Origin of the sequence: Corallococcus llansteffanensis (assembly GCF_003612055.1) — a bacterium.
In the GTDB taxonomy this organism is placed as follows: Bacteria; Myxococcota; Myxococcia; order Myxococcales; family Myxococcaceae; genus Corallococcus; species Corallococcus llansteffanensis.
Window position 1 is genome coordinate 1 of the sequence record NZ_RAWB01000233.1, and the last position, 14,536, is coordinate 14,536.

Annotated in this window: 10 protein-coding genes; 1 reads left to right on the forward strand and 9 read right to left on the reverse strand. The window is 69.3% G+C overall.

Translation table 11 applies throughout. The features are described from left to right. The 6 genes from D7V93_RS21615 to D7V93_RS21640 form a co-directional block, all read right to left on the reverse strand. On the reverse strand, positions 1-1,246 hold a 1,246-nt coding region (locus D7V93_RS21615), incomplete at its 3' end, for a hypothetical protein (protein ID WP_147451266.1). A 183-nt stretch (positions 1,247-1,429) separates the two neighbouring features. Then, positions 1,430-3,223, reverse strand: a complete 1,794-nt coding sequence (locus D7V93_RS21620; protein ID WP_120645219.1) for a M4 family metallopeptidase — start codon at positions 3,221-3,223, stop codon at positions 1,430-1,432. Positions 3,224-3,321: 98 nt separating this feature from the next. Next, complete coding sequence (locus tag D7V93_RS21625; RefSeq protein WP_120645220.1) at positions 3,322-4,218, reverse strand: alpha/beta hydrolase family protein; 897 nt, start codon at positions 4,216-4,218, stop codon at positions 3,322-3,324. After that, complete coding sequence (locus tag D7V93_RS21630) at positions 4,215-4,835, reverse strand: TetR/AcrR family transcriptional regulator (RefSeq protein ID WP_120645221.1); 621 nt, start codon at positions 4,833-4,835, stop codon at positions 4,215-4,217. The genes D7V93_RS21625 and D7V93_RS21630 overlap by 4 nt, the downstream gene beginning before the upstream one ends. A 71-nt stretch (positions 4,836-4,906) precedes the next feature. Next, complete coding sequence (locus tag D7V93_RS21635) at positions 4,907-6,433, reverse strand: S8 family serine peptidase (RefSeq protein WP_120645222.1); 1,527 nt, start codon at positions 6,431-6,433, stop codon at positions 4,907-4,909. Positions 6,434-7,021: 588 nt separating this feature from the next. After that, complete coding sequence (locus tag D7V93_RS21640; protein ID WP_244237424.1) at positions 7,022-7,552, reverse strand: hypothetical protein; 531 nt, start codon at positions 7,550-7,552, stop codon at positions 7,022-7,024. A 187-nt stretch (positions 7,553-7,739) separates the two neighbouring features. On the opposite strand from D7V93_RS21640, the gene D7V93_RS21645 reads away from it, so the two are divergent. Then, positions 7,740-8,825 carry a hypothetical protein gene (locus D7V93_RS21645; RefSeq protein WP_120645227.1) on the forward strand — a complete coding sequence of 362 codons (1,086 nt, stop codon included), beginning with the start codon at positions 7,740-7,742 and terminating at the stop codon, positions 8,823-8,825. Positions 8,826-9,074: 249 nt separating this feature from the next. Here D7V93_RS21645 and D7V93_RS21650 read toward each other — a convergent pair whose 3' ends face one another. The 3 genes from D7V93_RS21650 to D7V93_RS21660 all read right to left on the reverse strand — a co-directional run. Further along, a complete protein-coding gene (locus D7V93_RS21650) occupies positions 9,075-10,355 on the reverse strand; it encodes a hypothetical protein (protein WP_120645224.1) in 1,281 nt (426 codons plus the stop codon). A gap of 241 nt (positions 10,356-10,596) precedes the next feature. Continuing rightward, on the reverse strand, positions 10,597-11,772 hold the full coding sequence (locus D7V93_RS21655; RefSeq protein WP_120645225.1) for a serine hydrolase domain-containing protein: 1,176 nt from the start codon (positions 11,770-11,772) through the stop codon (positions 10,597-10,599). Between the two features lie 153 nt (positions 11,773-11,925). Continuing rightward, a partial coding sequence (locus D7V93_RS21660; protein WP_120645226.1) for a CLIPPER-2 domain-containing protein occupies positions 11,926-14,536 on the reverse strand: 2,611 nt, incomplete at its 5' end.

Here is a 14,536-nt window from a genome sequence, read left to right on the forward strand (position 1 = left end):
GGCCGGTGGGGGGCAGGGTGATGGGGGCGTAGTAGGACGGTGCGGCCGGTGCTTCGTAGAGGCGGATCCGCGCGACGGCGGCGCCCCGGGAGAGCGGTGCGTCCTCCGGGCGGAACTGCGCGACGACGACCCAGAAGCCATCCGCGGGCGTCAGGTCGCGCGGAAGCTCGTTGCCGCGGGGACGCTTGATGGAAGGGTAGCGGTCGTGGAGGTGGAACAGGGTCTGCCACGTCTGGAATTCGCCGGTCTGGGGAAGCTCGAGTGATTCGGGGTTGGGATGGACGTAGGGCGGGTGCAGCGCGTCGCCCACGGTGTTGCCCGTGTGGAAGGCGCGGGTGTACTCGGCGCCGTTGTTGGCGATGATGACGGTGCGGGGCACGTCGTCCGGGTACTCGACGGAGAGGACGTAGGCCTTGCCCGCGACGAGGTTCTTTCCCACGCCCAGTCGGTAGGCGAAGTACTTGCGGCCCGGGGTGTCATTGGGAAGGACGCGAACGGCACGGCCGAGCACGGTCTCGACGCGGCTGCCGTTGGTGGGGAACTGCTGGAAGGCATGCGTGTCATTGGGGTTGCCGCAGTTCACCTCGTCCACCAGGGTGAGCGCGCCGAAGGCGGGGGGCGGCACGACGCGCGGAGGCGTCCCGCCCAGCCGTCCGGTGATGGCGAACTCCACGGCGCCGTTGGTGTTGGTCACGGGCGCGGACACGAGCAGGTAGCGCCGCTTCGGCACGAGGCCGGTGCCGGTGTAGTCGCGGGACCAGGCGTGGTCGCTGGTGGGGTTGGTGGGTGGCAGCCGGGTGATGAAGCCGAAGCCGGGGGTGGTCTCCGCGACGTCGTCGTTGTTGAAGAGGTTGTCGCGGGAGTTCGACCACCAGTAGGTCAGCGGCCCCTGCGAGGTGCGGCCCCACTGGTTCCAGAGCGTCCAGGTGCCGGTGATCTGGATGTTGGCGAAGTCGGGCCCGAAGTCGATGTACGCCTGACGCCCGCCATAGAGCCCGACGCCCTGGCCGCCATCGGTGCTGAGATAGCGCTCCTGGGTGGGCGGGTGGAGCGAGGGCTGATCATCGAACGCCGCCTCCAGCGGGAAGTACGCGCTGCCCGTGGCGGCCCCGGCGCCGACGACGGGAATCACCTGCTCCACGGCGGTCGCGGACGCCAGAGCCTCCGCCTGGGCGGAGGACGCGAACACGCCCGCGACCAGCCAGAGCGAGAGCCAGGAGCGCAGGGCGCTGGGTGTTTCAGACATGATTCATCTCTCAGGAAAATTGGGGAAACCTGAAAGAAAGGATGTCCCAGCCCCAGCGTGGAGGGAAGCGCTTTGAGTCCCTGAAGACCTGGCTGTTCGCTCGGTCGGGTAGCACAAAAGAAACCGGCGCGGCCGCCAGTGGGTGGCGACCGCGCCGGTGGGACGGGACAGCAAACCCGTGAATTACTGTCCGGAGCTGACCTTGAAGGTCGTGCCGGAGTAGGCCGTGTAGCCGCGGATCAGCACGTAGTACGTGCCCTGCTTCGCCGGGTTGAGCGTGCAGGACTCGTCGTTGCTGGCACCCGCGGAGCGGCAGTCGTAGCTCGTGGTGGTCGGCGCGCTGCCGAACTTCACGTACATGTCCGCGTCACCCGTGCCGCCGGAGAGCTCGAACTTCATCGCCGCCGCGCCGGCTGGCGTGACGTAGCTGAAGTTCGTGTTGCTGTTGCGGCTGCCACCCACGTTGTTCAGCGTGGTGATGACGGTCCACACCGGCGGGGCGGCGACACCCACCGCCGTCCACGCCTCGTTGACGGACGCGGCGGCGCTGGCGCCGTACAGGTCCGTGGCGGCCTGCACCGTGGCGCCCCGCGCGTCGGAGAAGGTGGCGCCCGGCGTCAGGTAGACGGTGTTCGCACGGTAGAAGATGGCCGCGCCCTTCATGATGCTGTTGTAGCGGTTGACCGCGTCCAGCGCCGTCACCACGTTCGTCGTCTTGCCGCGCGGGTGCGTCCCGCCGGAGACCAGCAGGTGGAAGGCCAGGTTCGCGATGCCCGAGTTCCAGTGCACGCCGCCGCTGTCGGAGGTGCCCGTGTAGCGCGTGGGGTAGTAGTCGTAGTCACCCGCGATGGCCGGGTCGTTCATGTAGCGCAGGGCGTCGCCGGCCGTGGCGGGCGTCCAGCACTCCTCGCCAATCTTCCAGGTGTTCGCGGTGACGGCGCCATCCCGGTAGGCCTCGATGGAGGCGCCGAAGATGTCCGACATGGCCTCGTTGAGCGCGCCCGACTCGTTGGCGTAGATGAGCTCCGACGACGTGTCGGTGACCGCGTGCGTGAGCTCGTGGCCCACGACGTCCAGCACGGTCAGCGCGGTGGACTGCACGCCGTCGCCGTCGCCGTAGACCATCTGCGTCCCGTTCCAGAACGCGTTCACGTAGTTCTTGCTGTAGTGCACGCTCGAGACGAGGTTCGTCCCCAGCCCGTCGTAGCTGTCACGCCCGAACACGCTGGCGTAGAAGTCATACGTGAAGCCCGCGTTGTCGTGGGCCTGGTTCAGGATGACGTCGCTCGTGGGCCCCTGGCCCTCGCTGCGCACCAGCGAGCCCGGGAGGTTCGTGCGGTTGCTCGCCGTGTACGTCTTCCGGTTGCGGCTCGTCTGCAGGTTGTCGAACTGGCGGACGGCGTCGCCCGTGTGCGCGTCGATGAAGAGGTTCGGCATCGACGGCTCGCCGTCCGCCTTCACCACCTCCAGCTGCACCCGCCACGTCAGGTGCGTGGCCTGGCTGTCCGCGAGGATCTGCAGGTCCGCCCTGGGCGTACCAACGACCGTGCTGCCGGTCTCCAGCGAGGCGATGGCGCGCTGGGCGGCCTCGTCCGCCTTGAGCCGGGGCGTGGTGTCCACCTTGAGGTCGCGCACGAGCCGGTCCGTCACGCTGGTGACGGCGTCGCCCTGGCCCAGGTGGAGGATGGCCGCGGCGCCGAAGACCGGGACGCCCTTGAAGGTCTGCGTCACGCGCTCATGCGCCTTGCCCTGCGAGTCCACCAGCACGCGGCGGGAGGACACTTCCCCCGCGCCACGGAAGAACTCGGGACGCTGCGCCTGAAGCCGGCGCAAGCCCTCTCCCGCGGCGGGCTTCGCCGCCAGTGCGCTGTCCTGCACTCCCGGCGTGGCCGGCAGGGTGTCATCAACGGTTTCGGTACCGCAGGCACTTCCCAGCATCAGGAGGGGGACGAGGGAAACGAATCGGCGAAGGCGCATGGAGGGGCTCCGGTCGCCCGGGTGTAAAATTACAACCCGGGCTCTTATCCAGACCCGGCAACCCGTGGGGCGGCCACAGGGCTCCAACCGGAGGTGGCCTACCGCAGCGCCGTCCGTTCGAGCCAGTCCGCCGCCTCGTCCCAGGCCGCTCTGGGCATCGTCGGGCGGAACCAGCCGAAGTGGCCGATGCGCTTCACCCCGAGCTGTGCCGGGGTGAAGCGCAGGTGCTCGCGCTGGGCCTGGGGGTAGGAGTCGAGCAGGCCTCGAACCGCGGCCTCCGGCGCGTACTCGTCGTCCGTGAAGCTGTAGACCCGCAGCGGCGCTCGGAGTTGTTCGTTGTAGGGCCTCAGGGGTTCGCCCCGGTCGTCGGACACGTAGTGGGGGTTGCGGCACCAGCGGGCCCATTGCCTTGCGATGCCCGCCGGCAGGTTTCCCATGCCGACGAGCCTCCCCGGGAAGTAGCCCATCAACCCCACCGAGACGGGCGCCACCACGTACCAGATGAGCGCCAGCAGCCACGACTCGCGGCCCCGCCAGTTCCTCCACCAGCCATGCTGCGAGGCAATCAGCAGCACCGCGTGGGGGCGCGACGCGGTGTCCGCGAGCCCCAGCATCTGTCCTCCCGCGGAGTGGCCCACCACCGCGAGCCGGTGCGACGGAAAGCGCGCGGCGAGCCAGTCCGTGACGCCGGGCGCGTCCCGCTCGCCCCAATCCTGGAAGCGTGCTTCCCGGAGCGCCGCCGCCTCCATCCGCGAGTCCCCCATGCCCCGGTAGTCGTAGGTGATGACTTCAAAGCCCCGTTCCGCGAGGTAGCGCGCGAAGGCGTCGTAGTACCTGCGCGGAATCGCCGTCCCTGCGTTGATTTGAAGGGCGACGCCGTTGCTCCTGCTCCCCTGGTACAGCGTCGCGGCCAGGGGCTGGCCGTCCCTGGCGGGGATGTGGACCTCCTCGACCCGCACGGGGGCGGGGGAGGGTGTTTCGACGTCGAGCCTCATGATGACCTCCCGGAGGGTGACTCGGGCCGCAGGCTCTTCCAGGCGGCGTCGGCCAGGACCTTCTCGATGCCCGCCTTCAGCTCCACCCTGCCGGTGGCCCAGGAGCGCAGCAGCTCCTGCGCGGGCCCCAGCAGCAGGGGCATGTACGCCGTCGTCGGAAGGCGGAGGAGCTGTCCCTCCTTCGCGAACTCCTTCAACCGCGCGTAGCCGTCGCGCACGAAGTCTCCCGTGGCCTCCTGGACCTCCGGCTCCGCCGCCGAGACGGCTTCGTCCCGCCGCATCCGGATGAGATAGCGCGCGGCGTCCGGGTGGGCTCGCGACCAGGCGATGTGGTGCACCACCACCGCGCGCACGAAGGCTTCCGCGTCGCGCTCCCGCTCCAGGCGCCCGCGCAGCGCCTCCTGATGCTGGCGCAGGCAGTCGATGTAGAGGGCCACCGCGATGCCCTCCTTCGCGCCGAAGTGGTGGTAGACGCTGCCCACGCTGGCGCCGCTCACCTCGCGGATGTCCTCGATGGTCGTCGCCGCCCACCCCAGCCGGGTGAAGCACTCGAGCGCGGCATCCAGGATGGCGCGGCGGCTCCGCTCTCCCACCGCGCTCCGGCGTTCCTTCTCCATGACTAGAATCTGATTCTAGAATCTCGTTCCAGTCAATGCCGCCCGCTGCCCGGCGCGCTGTCTTCTCCGCGCTACGGCGTGACGGTCGTCGACAGCGATACGCCCGAGAAGCTCGCGAAGCCGTGCAGCATGACGTACAGGGGGCCCGCGGCCGGTGAGTTGAGGGTGCAGGTCTCCGCGTTGCCGGTCAGGTAGGGCGCGCAGTCATAGACGCTGAGCGTGGGCAGCACGCCGGCCCGCACGTAGAGGTCCACGTCACCCGTGCCGCCGCTGGTGGTGAAGGTGACCTGCGTGGTGCCCGTCGGCACGTCGAGCCGGAAGAAGCGCATGTCGCCTGACCGGTTGGGGATGCCGCTGACCGGAGTGCCTCCCCTCAGCCGCGAGCCGATGAAGCCCGTGTACAGCAGGCGGTCCGGCGTTGGCGCCGTGGGCGTGGGGGTGAGCGCACCGGTGGTGGCATGGCTCGTGAGCATCGATGACACCGAGGCGGGCGTGGCCGTGGGGAACACCTCCAGCCAGAGCGCGGCGGCCCCGGTCGCGACCGCCGCGCCCACTCCGCCGCCGATGGTGCTGGTCGCGGTGTCGCTGCTGTACCAGCCGCCCGTGATGCCATCTCCTGGCGCGAACAGGTCCACGCAGCCGCCGAAGTTGGAGAAGGGCGCCACCGCGTCGGTGTTCCTGGAGAATCCCACGGTGATGAGCTCGGGCATGCGCGCGGGCGACGAGGTGCAGGCGTCCACGGACCGGATGCCGGCGGTGCCCACGTAGGTGACGCCCTGGGCGATGGAGTTGCGGACCACCGCCTCCAGCGTGGTGTTGACCGACGTCATGTTGAGGTTGAGCAGGGCCACGGCCGGCTTGATGTGATTGAGGGTGACCCAGTCCACGCCGGCGAGGATGTTGGAGATGTTGCCGCTGCCACCGCAGTCCAGCACGCGCACCGAGTGCAGCCGCGTGCCCTTGGCGACGCCGTAGGTGTTGCCTCCGATGACGGTGGCCCAGTGGGTGCCCACGCCGTTGCAGTCGGTGTGGCCCATGCCGTCCGGGACGTTGTTGAAGTCCGCCGTGGCCCGGCCGCCCAGGTCGGTGTGGGTGGTGCGGATGCCGGTGCTGATGAGGTAGGTGTGAACGCCCGCCCCGGTACCGAAGTACGTGTACTGGTTGTCGAGCGGCAGCGTGCGCTGGTCGATGCGGTCCAGTCCCCAGTTGCTCGGCGAGGACTGCACGAGGGAGTCGCGCACCACCGCATCCTCCTCGATGGAGGCCACCGCCGGGTCCCGGGCCAGCTCGAGCGCCTGGGCCTCCGTCATGCGCACCGAGAAGCCCCGCAAGGCCTTCTGGTACACGTGGAGCACCTGTCCACCGTGCTTCGATGCCAGCGCCTCCGCCAGCGCGGGCACGCCCTCCGGCTCGCCCAGGGCCGGGGGCGCGAGCACCACCACGTACTGCCCGGGTACGGGGACCTCCGCTCGCAACAGGCGGGACGTCTGGCCTGTCGAATCGGCGGGGGCCTCTCCCGTGGAGGGCTCCGACTCCGGATTGCAGGCGGACAATATCAACCACGGTAGCAGCATCAGGGGACGTCGGACGTTGCGCATGGGCGGGTGCTCCTGGTGAGAGGAATCACTGGGAGTAGCGCCATGCTCCTCTCGCAGTCAAGCCGTGAGGGCTGAAATAACAGTGATACCGGAATTTCAGGCGGGGTTGAGCGGCGTCGGGCTGAACACAGACAGGGCTCGCTCCGCCTCCTCTCGTGTCCTGGGTCGGGTGAAGTAGAATTGACGGGGCAAGTATCGTGCGTCACGCTCGACGCCCGTCAAATGACTGACGGGCTATGTCATGGGTAACCCGATGAACATGCGGCGTCTCTTGGGGATGATGGTCGTCGTGGCAGGTCTCGCTGGGTGCGGTGCTGTTGACGACGGGTATCGTCTCTCACGGGATGGCGATGCGTGGCTCGCCACTTCTCCTGAAGGCGATACCCTCCGGGTTGCGTCGCCCGAGTTCGTCTCTTCGGAAGCTGCGGAAGGTGTCTCGTACGCTTCGCCCGAAGCAGCGGGTGTGACCTTGTGCTGTAAGTGGTGTGAAGTTCAGCCCGACCGCATTGTCTGCGGTGATTGCCACGTTTGCTCGGACACCGTTCCGGAGTAGCGAGGCGGAAACCCGCGGCTTCCTTCCCTCCGGGCTCATCGGTGGGAGATGGGAATGGCGGCGTCCCGGCCCAGTTGCACGGGGAGCTTCAGGGTCAGGACGAGGGCCCCCTCCACGCCATACCGGGGCCGGGGGGCCTCCGCGGCGGAAAGCGGGATGCCCAGGCGCACGCCCACCGAGCCGAAGATGAAGGAGAAGTAGGGCGCGACATGGAGCCCCGTCGTGGCCACGTGCTCCCGGGTTCCCGTTTCGTGCATCACGCCCAGCTCCAGCCCCAGCAGCATGAAGCTGCCCTGGACGCCGGCGCACAGCCGGGTATGCGAATCCTTCATCAACTGCGCCTGGCCGAACACCCCCAGGGCCTGGAAGCCGTCCGCGAGGTTGAGTGACGCCTCCAGGCCCACTCCCGACTCCGCCTCACGCGTCGAGCCGCTGAACAGGGGGCCAATCATGAGCCAGGTCTCGTCCCGGGGCAGCTCGGGATCGGCGCGGGCCACGGAGGCCGTGAGGACGCAGAGGAGGAGCAGGGGGCGGATGGACATGCCGCACCTGACAGCAACCGTCATGCCCGGGGCCGCCTCCTCCGGGAGCCACGCCATTCCGTGTGCAGCGGGCTGCACGGTGTGCACCGGCTGGCACGCGGGCACGGGCGTCAGCCCGGCGTCAGGTGCTCCTCGCGGGCCGTGAGGCGGTGGCAACGCACAGAGGATGATCGCCGCGCGGGGCGTGGGGTCGCGTAAGGTGGCGGGCTCCATGCTCTCCATTCGCTCTAGCGTGCTCTGCTGCCTCGTCGTGCTCGGTTTCGTCGCTGCTTGCGGCGGAGATTCCCCCTCTCGCCCCACCGATAAACCCGACGCGTCCGTGCCGTTGACGTGCGACAGCGCCGGCTCCACGCTGTGCGGCGACTCCTGCGTGACCACCGCGAGCGACCCGAAGCACTGCGGTGGTTGCGACAAGGCCTGCGCGACCGGCGAAGCCTGTGAGGGCGCCGTCTGCGTCGCGCTCTGTCAGATCAACGACCAGCAGGTCACCGCCGGGACGGTGAACGCGGCGAATGCGTGCGAACAGTGCATGCCGGCGACGTCCGCGACCACGTGGACGCAACGCGCGGACGGGACGTCGTGCAACCCGGGACAGGTTTGCTCGGCCGGCGTGTGCAGCCCGAAGTGCTTCATCGGCGGCGAGGTCTACGCCGCGGGTACGCCGAACCCGGCGAACGTCTGCGAGGCGTGCGTGCCGGCGACGTCGACGACGGCCTGGACGGCGCGCGCGAGCGTTCCCCTGCTGGTCGGCGGCACCGACATCGCGGCGCAAGGCTGGGCGACGGTCGCGCAGGCGCCGAACACGCTCACGTACGGCGCGGACCACGTTCGCCTCGCGACGTCGACGAACTCCGGCGGGCGGACGAGCGGGCAGCTGCTCATCACCCGGGCGAACGCGTTCGACGCAACGAAGCCGTTCACGCTCCATGTGACGATGCAGGTCGAATCGGCGAACACCCACAACTCATTGGACAGCGGCGCGGCCATCCTGGGGAGCTTCACGTCGCCGTTCGGCAACAGCACGGATCGTTCGCAGATGATCTACCTGGACAGCGCGGCGATCGGCTGGGCGGACGACACGCAGGCCGCGGCGTTCTCGGTGACCGACGGCGCGTATCATGTCTACGAGCTTGCGGTGGATGCAGCGAAGGTGGCGACGGTGAGCATCGACGGCGTCGCGAAGCTCACGCGGAACAACTTCACGGCGACCGGCACCATCGCCATCGGCGACCAGACGAACGACCCGAACGTCGACGGAGCGGTGCGGATCAAGTCGGTCGAGCGGCTCTGTCCCTGATGCTCCGGACGGACGCAAGCGAACGGAGGCCGGGTTCGCTGCGCCGCAACGTCCAGGAGGGATGATCCTGGGGCACCGTGAAGAGGGCGTCCAGCTGCGCCGTAGCACACCGCCGAGGATGGCTTCGAGCTGCTTCGCGCTTTCGCGTCGGGGAGGGACGCGAAGCAAGAGAGGCCCGGACCGCCGCTGGAGCGGGAGTCCGGGCCCTCCGTTGGTGGGGCCGTTGCCTGGCCCCGGACGCGGTGCTCGTCAGGCCAGGTGCTGGGCCCCGGAGCCGTTCTTCATCTCCTTGCGCACCGCCTCGCTGACGCGCTCGCGGACGACGTCCGCCATGCGCTCGCGGAGGTCCTCGCCCACGCGCTCGCGAACGGCGGCCACGATGCTCTCGGTGTCGACCTGGCCGGGACCCTGCGACTGGAAGCCGCCCGTGGACTGCTCACCGAACCCGCCGCGCATCGTGGGGCCCATCGCGCCCATCGACTCGCGGATGGCGTCACCCAGCCGCTCCCTCAGCGCCTCGTTCAGGTGCTCGCGGAGGTTGTTGGCCAGCCGCTCGTGGAGGGTGTCGACGAGGCGCGCACGGAGCGTCTCGGCGATGCGCTCCGGGTCGATCTGGCCGATGCCCTGCGGCTGGAAGCCCGCGACGCCCATGGCACGCTCGCTCAGCCGGGTGCGCAGCTCGTCGCCCAGCCGCTCGCGCAGCGCGTCGCGCACGCGCTCGCGCAGGCCGCTCTGGACGCGCTCGCGGATGCCGTCCGCGACGCGCTCCCGCAGGGTGTCGGCGATGCGCTCCGGGTCGATCTGGCCGAAGCCCTGCATCCTGCGCTCGGACAGCGTGGAGCGCAGCGTCTCCGCCAGGTGCTCCTTCAGCGCCTCGCGGACGCGCTCGCGCACGACGGTGTGGATCCGCTCGGACACGGTGTCGGCGAGCCGGGTGCGGATGGCGTCGGCGATGCGCTCGGGGTCCACCGGCGCGAAGCCCTCCATGCCCATCCTCCGCTCCATCATCGCGGAGCGCAGCGACTCGCCCAGCCGCTCGCGCAGGGCGTCGCGGACGCGCTCGCGCACGACGTAGCCGAGCCTGTCGCGGAGGGCGTCCTCGAGCCTGTTGCGCACGCGCTCGGCGATGCGGTGGGTGTCGAACTGCCCGGCCCCCTGCTGGATGCTCATCCAGTTCTCGGCCAGGGCGCTGCGCAGGGTCTCGCCCAGCCGCTCCCGGAGCACCTCGCGGGCACGCTCGTGCACGCCGCTGATGACACGCTCACGGATGACGTCGGTGAGGCGGTTGTGGACGGCCTCGGCGATTTGCTCCGCGTCGAACGGCTGCCCGCCGCCGTCACCCTGCTGCAGGTTCATCCCGCGCTCGCTCAACGCGCTGCGGACCGCGTCGCCGACGCGCTCACGAATCTCCGTGCCGATCCGCTCCTCCAGTCCGGACACGACGCGCTCGCGCACAGCGTCGGCGATGCGGACCTTGAGGGCTTCACCAAACATCTGCTTCCCCTGCGTGGAGAACTGCTCCTGGCTCATTGAGCTGCCTCTTTCGTGCTGCGGGTAGAACGGCAGGAGGGGAGAATCCGGCCTGCCGTGCGAGGCGGATTGATAGAGCCAGCGGCCGTTGGCAGATATCGGGCCCGGAGCCAGTGCGGTTGTTGGCGCGTGCCCTTCGGGGTGCGCTCGCAGGACGGGCTGGGCAGGAGCGAGCAGGGACCATCGGACGGAGGTCCCCGGCTTCAGGGCATGCTCCGGCGGTTAGGAGACGGATGGAGGCTCAGGGCTTTGCCACGCGGTCCAGGATGGGCACGAGCACCGCGGCCAGGTCCCCCATCACGTTCATGACCCCCGTGACGTAGCGGCCCGTCTTGGGCACGTAGAGCATGAAGCTCTGGTATCCCGCCGTGGTCCCCAGATGACCGACGGCGGCGGCCTCGTTGGACTCAATCTGCATCACCCCGAGTCCGTATCCGATCAGCCGTGACTCGGGCTCGGGCGCCGACTGGAACGCGAGCATGGCCTCCAGGGTCTCCGCGCGCTCGAAGAGTGCACCGGCGCGGAGCTGTCGCCAGAAGGTGATGAGGTCGGAGACGGTGGTCACGAGGGCGTGACCACCGGAAGCCCCGGCCATCGAAGGGTCGACGACGGTGAGGTCCGCCAGCTCCTCGTCGAATGGGACGTACCCCCGCGCGCAGGGCGTCGGGCAGCTCAGGTCTCCCGGCTCGGGCAGATGCGTCTGCGAGAGCCCGGCCCGCTTGATGACCCGCTCACGGACGAGCTCGCGCCAGCTCCGACCTTCAGCCGCCGAGAGGATTTCGCCGAGGAGCACGTAGTTGGTGTTCGAATAGCCATACATCGCGCCAGGAGCGAACATCGGCGGCTGCGCTCCGGCGACGCCCAGAATCTCGTCGACCGTCCAGACGTGCTCCGGGTTGGACACGATGGCCTGGATCTTCTCGTCGGTGACCCACTCCGGAATGCCCGAACGGTGACCCAGCAGCATGGCCACGGTGATGGTCTCCGCGTTCGCGATCCGGTCCGTCATACTCGCGGGCAGTCGCTCCGCCAGGGTGTCGTCCAGCGCGAGCGTGCGCCGTTCGACGGCCTGCAGCACGGCGGTGGCGACGAGGCTCTTGAGGATGCTGCCGGCGCGAAAGGGGTGCTGCGCGGACATGGGCAGCTTCTGCTCGACATCCGCGAGACCGGCGGCTCCCAGCCACGTCGGGCCTTCGTTCGAGGCGACGGCCAGGGCGACGCCGGGAGTCACGCCCCTGGTGACGGCGTCCTCGAGAATGACCTGCAGGTCAGCGTGCAGCGTCGTGGGCACGTCGTCGTCGTCATCACCGCAAGCGCTGACCGCGCCGGCCAGGCCGAGGAGCAGGATGAGGGAGAACGCGGCGAGCCTGCTGCCGCCGCCATTCGAATGGGTACGAGCCGGGGAGTGGATGTCCATCCCGAGGAAACACCATCCGGATGCGTGGGTGTCACCCGTTCCGGTGAAGACGCCTTGGGGAACCGGCCTGGCTTGTGCGCCCCTCCAGCGGGTTCGATTCCCGCCGCATCGCGATGCCCCTCCTTACGTGGTCCTGTCTCAGGCTGGCCTTGCTCACTGTTTCGGGCCAATCACTGGAGCGCCAGGCTCGCCGATGGCGAAATAACCGGGTGGCGGGTTGCCGTTGTGGGCCAGCGCATAGGCCCTCGCCGCTGCCGCCTGGTTGTTGACCGAGTTCATGTCCGCCGGGCACTGGCTGCTGGGCACGACCACGGTTTGGACACTGACTCCCACCTTGCCTCCAGAGTCAGTGGCTTTGAGGATGATCAGATAGACCCGCCCGTTGCCACTCACCACACGTTCCGCGCGCAAGCGCAGCGTGCCCGGAGCGATGTCCTTGGCGTCCGGCGAATGGACGACGCCGGGGCTGGTGGGGGTCTGGTCATCCTCGTCGCCGAACACGAGTACCTTGAGAGTGGCCCCAGGACAGTTGTCGGTCACGCGGCCCCTGAGCCCGACATTGAGCAGCTTGCTGTTCGGGGGCCAGAGTGAGGAAGTGGTGATCGAGGAGGTCGCCACAGGAGCCGGATTGGAGGCGTGCGTCAGCGCCGTCGCCGAGTTGTTGGTGGGAGTGGCGTCTGGTGTGTCGGAGCTGACGGTGGCCGAGTTGATGATGCTCGTGCCGTCGGCCACGTCGCAGTTGACGGTCACGACGAGGGTGATGGTTGCCGTCGTGGAAGGAGCCAGGGAGGCGAAGTGGATGCTGCGGTCCCTGCCGGCTCCGCCACAGACTCCACCCTGATCCGCGGAGCATGAGACGAAGCGGGTCGAGGCGGGCAAGTTGTCTGTGACGACGACGTTCGTGGCAGTGGCCGGCCCCTTGTTGGTGAGTGTCAGGGTATAGGTCACGTTCTGGCCGGTGAGCACCTTCGACGCAGGGCTGGCCTGTTTGCTGAGTTGCAGATCGGCATTGGCATCGGAGACCAGCACATAGACGCGGGCCGAGCCGGCCGATGGGCCCGCCGCCGTGTCTTCGCTACGAGCGCCGACGAGGGCGGTGTCGCCGCTGAGCGCCACCGACCAGCCGGATTCGCCATTGGTCGCGTCGCTGACGGTGAGCTTCGCCTGCCTGCTCCACGTCGTGCCGCTGCGCACGAAGACGTAGGCCGCGCCGACAATCGAGTTGTCGCCGAAAGGAGCGCCGACGAGGGCGGTGTCGCCGCTGAGCGCCACCGAGAAGCCGAAGAGATCGCTGGCCCCCGAGTCGTTGGCGGTGAGCTTCGCCTGCTCGCTCCACGTCGTGCCGCTGCGCACGAAGACGTAGGCCGCGCCGGCATACGAGACGTTGCTACGAGCGCCGACGAGGGCGGTGTCGCCGCTGAGCGCTACCGACTCGCCGAAGTAGCGCCCGGCCACCGCGTCGCTGACGGTGAGCTTCGCCTGCTCGCTCCACGTCGTGCCGCTGCGCACGAAGACGTAGGCCGCGCCGGTACCGGTAGCGGTGTCTGCGTAAAGAGCGCCGACGAGGGCGGTGTCGCCGCTGAGCGCCACCGACCAGCTGAATTGCTCACCGGCCACTGGGGCGCTGGCGGTGAGCTTCGCCTGCTCGCTCCACGTCGTGCCGCCGCGCACGAAGACGTAGGCCGCGCCGGAACTCGAGTTGTCGGCGGGAACGCTGACAGCGCTGACGACGGCGGTGTCGCCGCTGAGCACCACCGACCAGCCGAACTGCTCATTGAGCACCGCGTCGCTGGGGGTGAGTTCCGCCTGCTCGCTCCACGTCGTGCCGCTGCGCACGAAGACGTAGGCCGCGCCGGTAACGCCCGTCGCCGTTTCGTGGCCAGGCGCGCCGATGACGGCGGTGTCGCCGCTGAGCGACACCGAGAAGCCGAAGGCATTCCCGGCCCCCGCGTCGCTGGCGGTGAGCTTCGCCTGTTCGCTCCACGTCGTGCCGCTGCGCACGAAGACGTAGACCGAGCCGACGCTCTCGCCCGCCGCCGTGTCGTGGAAAGGAGCGCCGACGACGGCGGTGTCGCCGCTGAGCGCCACCGAGAAGCCGAAGTAACTTTCGGCCCCCGCGTCGCTGGCGGTGAGCTTCGCCTGCTCGGTGGCGATAAGCAGGTCGATGGTCACCGGGTAGGCCGCGCCGCGGTCATCCACCTCCAGTCGCACTTCGTCCCGGGCGAGGCGCATTCGGGCCGGCAACCGGCGGCCCCTGGCATCGAAGGCGGCGAGCTTGCTGTAGCTCAACACCCGCTCGCCGTCCGCGTCCACGAAGGCCACCTGCTCGCCGTCGGCCTGGAGCACGGCACGCAGGGGCCCACTCACCCCCAGGCGGAGCACCAGCGCTTCGCCCGACACACTCCCCGCCGGCGGCGCCGCCAGCGTGAAGCTTTGCTCGAGACCCTGGCGCTCGTTGACGTACCACTCGGTCAGAGGCCCGCGCAGGTACTCGATGCGGTTGTCACGGACGACCCGCTCGGCCGCCGCCACTGGCTGGATCTGCTCGCCGTAGCCGTAGCCGCGCAGGCTCATGCGCCACTGCCAGGAGCCGGCCGAGGGCCCGCGCGCCGCCAGGTGCAAGCCAGCGTCGGTGAAGGTGGCGTCGAAGCCCTGGGCCGGGTTGGAAGACCGATAATCCCGAATCCGATAAAGAGACTTCTCGACCGCCCCGCGCAGCGCCGGCGGGATGTCGGGCTGCTCCAGGTGGCGGGCGGCGGTGGGG

Bases quoted from the DNA above. Each gene is read 5' to 3' on its own strand.
- D7V93_RS21620 (WP_120645219.1), bottom strand. From the start codon at position 3,223: ATGCGCCTTCGCCGATTCGTTTCCCTCGTCCCCCTCCTGATGCTGGGA.
- D7V93_RS21625 (WP_120645220.1), bottom strand. From the start codon at position 4,218: ATGAGGCTCGACGTCGAAACACCCTCCCCCGCCCCCGTGCGGGTCGAG.
- D7V93_RS21630 (WP_120645221.1), bottom strand. From the start codon at position 4,835: ATGGAGAAGGAACGCCGGAGCGCGGTGGGAGAGCGGAGCCGCCGCGCC.
- D7V93_RS21635 (WP_120645222.1), bottom strand. From the start codon at position 6,433: ATGCGCAACGTCCGACGTCCCCTGATGCTGCTACCGTGGTTGATATTG.
- D7V93_RS21640 (WP_244237424.1), bottom strand. From the start codon at position 7,552: ATGACGGTTGCTGTCAGGTGCGGCATGTCCATCCGCCCCCTGCTCCTC.
- D7V93_RS21645 (WP_120645227.1), top strand. From the start codon at position 7,740: ATGCTCTCCATTCGCTCTAGCGTGCTCTGCTGCCTCGTCGTGCTCGGT.
- D7V93_RS21650 (WP_120645224.1), bottom strand. From the start codon at position 10,355: ATGAGCCAGGAGCAGTTCTCCACGCAGGGGAAGCAGATGTTTGGTGAA.
- D7V93_RS21655 (WP_120645225.1), bottom strand. From the start codon at position 11,772: ATGGACATCCACTCCCCGGCTCGTACCCATTCGAATGGCGGCGGCAGC.